The following is a 5939-nucleotide window of genomic DNA, read 5'->3' as shown; positions in this document are numbered from 1 at the left end:
GGCGGGTGTTGATAATCATGAAATCATGACCACCATGGATCTACTGCCGACCTTCGCCAAATTGGCCGGTGCTGAAATTCCAAGTGACCGAGTGATCGATGGCAAGGATATCTGGCCGGTATTGGCTGAAAGCGGAACAACTCCTCACGAGGCCTTCTTTTACCATCAGGGGGACACGCTTGTTGCAGTACGTTCCGGCCAATGGAAACTGCATTTAGGCAAGCCAAGTGGGAAGCGTGCCGCGTCGCCGGTGCTTTTCAATTTACAGCAGGACATCGGGGAAACCACGGATGTATCAAAGGCGAACCCAAAAGTCGTTGCGCGGTTGCGTGCACACATGGTCGCCTTTGAAAAAGAGCTTTCTCAAAACAGCCGCCCGGCCGGTTATGTTGAGAATCCAAAAGCGTTGTCAGCTCGTTGACAAGTAAAGACACTTCTCGGTGAACGCCTCCGTAACACCATGATGTTTAATCCCTCACCACCGGTCGAAACCATTCTGATGCAATGCTGCGATGCTTTGACCGATTTATTCTCCTCCAGCACTGATAACAGTGGAACACATGAAAAACCTACTCGTTGCGATGCTGTTTGCAGCCTTCGGGATTCCCTCGGTTGCCTGGGCCCAGCATGATCCCATCCAGACGTCGGCACGCGTGGTAGCCGAGGATCGGCCGCCGAACTTTGTGATCATTTTCGCGGATGACTTAGGCTATGGAGACCTCGGCTGTTTCGGATCGACGACGATCAAGACGCCCAATCTCGACAAGATGGGGGCCGAAGGGATGCGAATGACCCAATTTTACGCTCAAACCGTTTGCGGGCCTTCACGAGCGGCGTTGATGACCGGGTGTTATCCGCTACGAGTCGCAATCAATCAAAACAAAGTCGAGGTCCATCCAGAACTTCACAGCGATGAAATCACGATCGCCGAAGTGCTGAAGCCGGTCGGCTACACCTCTGCCGCGTTTGGTAAATGGGATTTGGCAGGACACCATGGCGAGAGGTACGTCCGCTCGCTGCTGCCACTGCATCAAGGTTTTGATGAATTCTTTGGGACGTCGACCAGCAACGATTCCAAGGTCGACCTATTCCGCGGCGACGAGGTGATCGAAAAGCGGACCGATATGCGGCTGTTGACACAGCGTTACACTGACGAAGCGATCGACTTTATCCAGCGGAGCAAGGATCAACCGTTCTTTGTCTATCTGGCGCACACGATGCCACACGTGAAGTTGGCGGTTTCAGACGCCTTCAAAGGAAAGTCCGATGGCGGTTTGTACGGTGATGTCGTCCAGGAGATCGACGCCAACGTCGGACGTCTGTTGGAAACTCTTAAATCCGAGAGACTCGACGAAAACACCTACGTCATTTTCACCAGCGACAATGGGCCCTGGTATCTTGGTCGCAGCAAAGGGCATCTGAATAGGATTGGCAAAGATGCGGCGTCGCATGGCGGATCCGCGGCACCCCTTCGCGGCGCGAAAACCTCTACTTGGGAAGGCGGACTGCGTGTCCCTTGTATTTTTCGTGCCCCCGGTAAGATCCCTGCAGGTACAACGTGCGATGAAATTGCATCGACGATGGACCTGTTGCCGACCTTCGCCCGGCTGGCCGGAACCACGGCTCCGACCGATCGGGTGATCGATGGGCATGACATCCGCGATCTGATTCATGGAGTTGCCGGCGCCAAGAGTCCTACCGACGCGTTTTTCTATTATCGCCGTACGCGACTAGAGGCGGTTCGATCGGGGAAATGGAAACTGCATCGAGCTTTTCCTGCGGATCCGCAGTGGTCTCATTACAGCAAGGCGGAAGACGCGATTGACATCACTCGACCGATGTTGTTTGACCTCGAAGCGGACATTGCCGAGACCAAGGATGTGGCCGATCAGCATCCCGAAGTTGTCGCGGAGCTAATAAAATTGATCGAGCAAGCACGCACGGACATCGGCGACCATGATCGAATCGGCGAGAACGCTCGGTTTTTTGATCCGCAACCTCGCCGGCCGGATATCAACAAATCCGCCGCTCGTAAACGCAACCAGAAATGAACATCAAGATATCCATCTTTTCAGGACAGCATCAAATGACATCCGCTTGTGGAACAATTTTGCAAACAATGACGACAGCACAATGGCTTAGGGCGCTGATGGCCATCCTGCTTGCTTTTGTTTCCGGAGGCATTGCATCGTGCCAGGAAACTCAGGCGACGAAATACGATGGCAGTTGGGAATCGCTTCAAAAGATGCCGGTGCCAGCGTGGTTTGATGACGGCAAGATTGGCATCTTCATTCACTGGGGACCGTACAGTGTGATCGGTTACAAGAAGGGCGGTCGCGGCTATGCCGAACATGTGCCGAAGCTGCTCTACGATGATTCGCAGCACTATTATCCGTACATGGACCAGCGATGGGGAGCGCATCCGCCCGAGTTCGGCTACAAAGACATCATCCCGGAATTCAAAGCCGAGAACTGGGATCCTGACGCGTGGGCAAAATTGTTCGCCGACGTTGGTGCGAAGTACGTTGTGCTGACGGCCGAGCATCATGATGGCTGGGCCAACTGGGATTCTGACCTGACGCCTTGGAACGCGGTCGATAAGGGACCAAAACGAGACTTGGTTGGCGACCTTGGCAAGGCCGTGCGGAAGCAAGGACTGAAGTACGCGCCGTCGTATCACCGAGAACGTCATACCGGTTTCTTTGCGAAAGAAAAATACGTGGTTCACAGTGAGCCGCAACCGGATATTGCCGAAGAAATCAAGCGAGTTCCCGAGGCCGCCTCGCTGTACGGACCGTTCAGCTACGACAAAGCGTTTGTCGATGACTACGTCGCCCGTTGGAAAGAGATTCAAACGAAGTACCAACCCGACTTTCTGTGGATGGACGATTTTCCGATCTACACCCGCGACGGCAATCAAGTGCGGGCCGAAAAGATGAAGCCAGAGATCCAATACATGGACGATTCTCTCCGCGGCATGATCACCGACTTCATGAATGATGGTGCCGCGCGTGGACAGGCTGTCTACGTCAACAATAAAGGTGCGAACCGCAATTGGCCTGATGGTGTTGGTTGTTTGGAAAAGGACAATCTGAAACTGAAGGTGATTGGACCGAAATGGCAGAGCTGCACGACGTTTGGAACGTCATTCGGCTATCTCGAAGGCGACAAGTACAAGACCATCGAAAGCGTGATCCACGAGATGGTGGAAGTCATCAGCCGCAATGGAAATTTCCTGATCAACATTGGCCCCAGGGCAGATGGCACGATTGTTCCCGAGCAGTTGGAGCGATTGCATGCGATGGGCGATTGGCTGCGGATCAATGGCGATGCGATTTATGGATCTCGTTATTGGAAACAGAGCGACCAGACGGATGAGCATCTTGTCTTTACCACCAAAGGCAAGAATCTGTATGCGATCAACATGACCGAGCCACAAAAACCTTTTACGATCACCGTCACGAAAGGGTGGAACGCAAATCAGGTAACGTCGGTTCGGCTGCTCGGATCCGACGCAAAGACAACTTGGGAAATGACTCCCCAAGGATTGCAAATCACACCGCCAAAAAATCTCGGCCGCAGCAAGTATGCATGGACCTTTGAAATCGTTACGGATCGCGAGCAGCACGTCCCTAATGTGATTCAGCATGATGCATCCGAGGCTTTGAAAGGTACGAAAAAGGTCGACCTGGATGGGCATGACACTTCGCAGCGTGCCGTTCCGATGGGACCGGCTCATCCCGCGATGAAACCTTTCGTATTGCCGGGATCAAGCGTAGTGATTGAAACCGCATCGAGTGCCGATGGCTTTCAGAAGCTGGCGCCGTCGCTGGCATCCGGCAGGAAGATCACGGCGAATCCGGCAACCCGCAATGATCCGCTGAAGTCGCTGACGGACGGAAAACTGGCTGCGGCAATCGGGCCGGTGTTCGGAAATGGGGTTCGTGGCGGAGCCTATAAAATGGACTTGGGCTCGGCACAATCCGTTTCGGCGATCACCAGTTGGTCTCACAATTGGAAAGGGATCCGCGGTGCTCAAAAGATCGTCCTTTACGGCAGCGACGCGGCGACCGATCCGGGGTGGGATCTGACCCGCTTTACCCCGCTTGGCATCATTAATACGGCAGGCGAGGCAAAGGCGAAGTTCACCGCGGCATCGTTGCGAGCATCGGCCGGACAGTCGCTCGGTCAATTCCGCTGGATTGTCTGGGCCGTGTCCCCAGTGACCGATACGGGCGGCGGCGAGAACACCGCCTTCCAAGAACTTGCGGTCGACGTTCTCGAATCGAAGGATTCTGCTGCCTCCGATAAGCCTAATTTCTTGTTCATCGTTGCCGATGACCAAGCCCCCTTTGATCTTAAAATCTACGATCCTGATTCGGCGCTAGAGACCCCGGTGATTGACCGGCTGGCCGCCGAGGGTTTGGTGATCGATGGAGCCCATCAGATGGGAGCCTGGTGTGGCGGCGTGTGCACTCCATCGCGACATATGATCATGTCCGGCCGCACGCTTTGGCATGTTCCGGATAAACCAAAACAAGGTCGGAATCCGCTTGAGGCGGATCCAAATCATGTGCCACCGGATCTCGCGGACCATACCATGGCGGCGGTTTTCAACGCGGCGGGGTACGATACGATGCGAACGTGCAAGAAGGGAAACAGTTACGCTGCTGCGAATGCGAAGTTCACGGTGGTTCATGATGCCACCAAGCGAGGCGGCACGGATGAGTCCGGCAGCGCGTGGCACGCAAAACAGGTGCTCAACTATCTCGACGAGCGCGAGGCCTCAGGCGACCAAGACCCGTTTTTGATCTATTTCGGTTTTTCACATCCCCACGACACGCGAGACGGAAAGCCTGAGTTGTTAGCCAAATATGGCGCGGTGAATCATCGGGACAAAAACAGCCTCCCAGCGGCCAATCCGAAGCAGCCGAAGCTTCCCAAAAACTATCTCACGAAACACCCGTTCGACAATACAGACATGAAGGTGCGCGACGAGGTGAACGTCAGCGGGGTCTGGAGCAACCGTGATGAAGGCACCATTCGCAACGAGCTGGGCCGCGAGTTTGCTTGTAGCGAAAATATCGACATCCAGATCGGTGCCGTTTTAGAAAAGCTCAAGCAGATGGGCGAACTGGAGAACACCTATATCATCTATACGTCCGACCACGGAATGGCGATCGGTCGGCACGGACTGCAGGGCAAACAGAACCTCTACGAGCACACCTTTCGTGTCCCCTACATCGTGAAAGGTCCCGGCATCAAACCAGGATCTCGTGCGGTGGGGAATATCTACCACCTCGACGCGCTCGCGACCCTGTGCGACCTCGCTGGGATTGAAACGCCAAAGACCAGCGAAGGCATTAGTTTTCAACCAGTTCTCGAAGGCAAGCAGGATACGGTTCGCGATGTGCTTTATGGAGCGTACTGCGGTGGTGCAAAACCCGGAATGCGATGTGTCAAGAATGGCGATTGGAAACTGATCCGCTATGAATCGACCCAAGACGGCGTCAGCGAAACTCAGCTTTTCAATTTGACCGAGAACCCCGATGAACTGTTGCCCCAGCACCACGATCCGAAGCTGATTGCGTTAACGCAGTACACGCCAAATCCGCAGCAAACCAATCTCGCGAGTGATCCGGCCTATGCCGAGAAGCTCGAGGAAATGGAGCAGATTCTGCTGGACCAGATGCGCAAACACTTTGATCCGTATCGCTTCTCCGATCAGCCAGAGGATGGACTGAATACAAAATACATTTCCAATTCGCCAGCACACCAGAATAAGTAAGATACAGAGCTTGACATCTGGAAGCGGCAGTTGAATCAACCACAATCCGTACGTCAGCGGACTCCGCACGCTGTCGCCAAACCGAGGTAACGAAATGAAGACAATGATCGTATTCGTGGGACTTGTACTATTCTGCAATCGGTGTCTCGTC

General features: G+C 54.2%; 2 protein-coding genes and 2 pseudogenes. All 4 read left to right on the top strand.

Annotated elements, in window-relative coordinates:
- Positions 1 to 421: pseudogene (locus ABX962_RS27915) on the top strand (arylsulfatase); the annotation flags it as partial.
- A gap of 139 nt (positions 422 to 560) precedes the next feature.
- Positions 561 to 2051, top strand: a complete 1491-nt coding sequence (locus ABX962_RS27910) for a sulfatase (RefSeq protein WP_372724362.1) — start codon at positions 561 to 563, stop codon at positions 2049 to 2051.
- Positions 2048 to 3595: pseudogene (locus ABX962_RS27905) on the top strand (alpha-L-fucosidase); the annotation flags it as partial. The gene ABX962_RS27910 and the pseudogene ABX962_RS27905, both read left to right, overlap by 4 nt.
- 726 nt (positions 3596 to 4321) lie before the next feature.
- Positions 4322 to 5788, top strand: coding sequence for a sulfatase-like hydrolase/transferase (locus ABX962_RS27900; RefSeq protein WP_372724364.1), 1467 nt, complete (start codon positions 4322 to 4324; stop codon positions 5786 to 5788).
- Positions 5789 to 5939 lie beyond the last annotated feature (151 nt).

The sequence above is a fragment of the Novipirellula sp. genome, from assembly GCF_041583735.1.
Lineage (GTDB): Bacteria > Planctomycetota > Planctomycetia > Pirellulales > Pirellulaceae > Novipirellula.
Note: the sequence above shows the minus strand (reverse complement) of the source record. Positions and strands in the feature narration are given on the sequence as shown.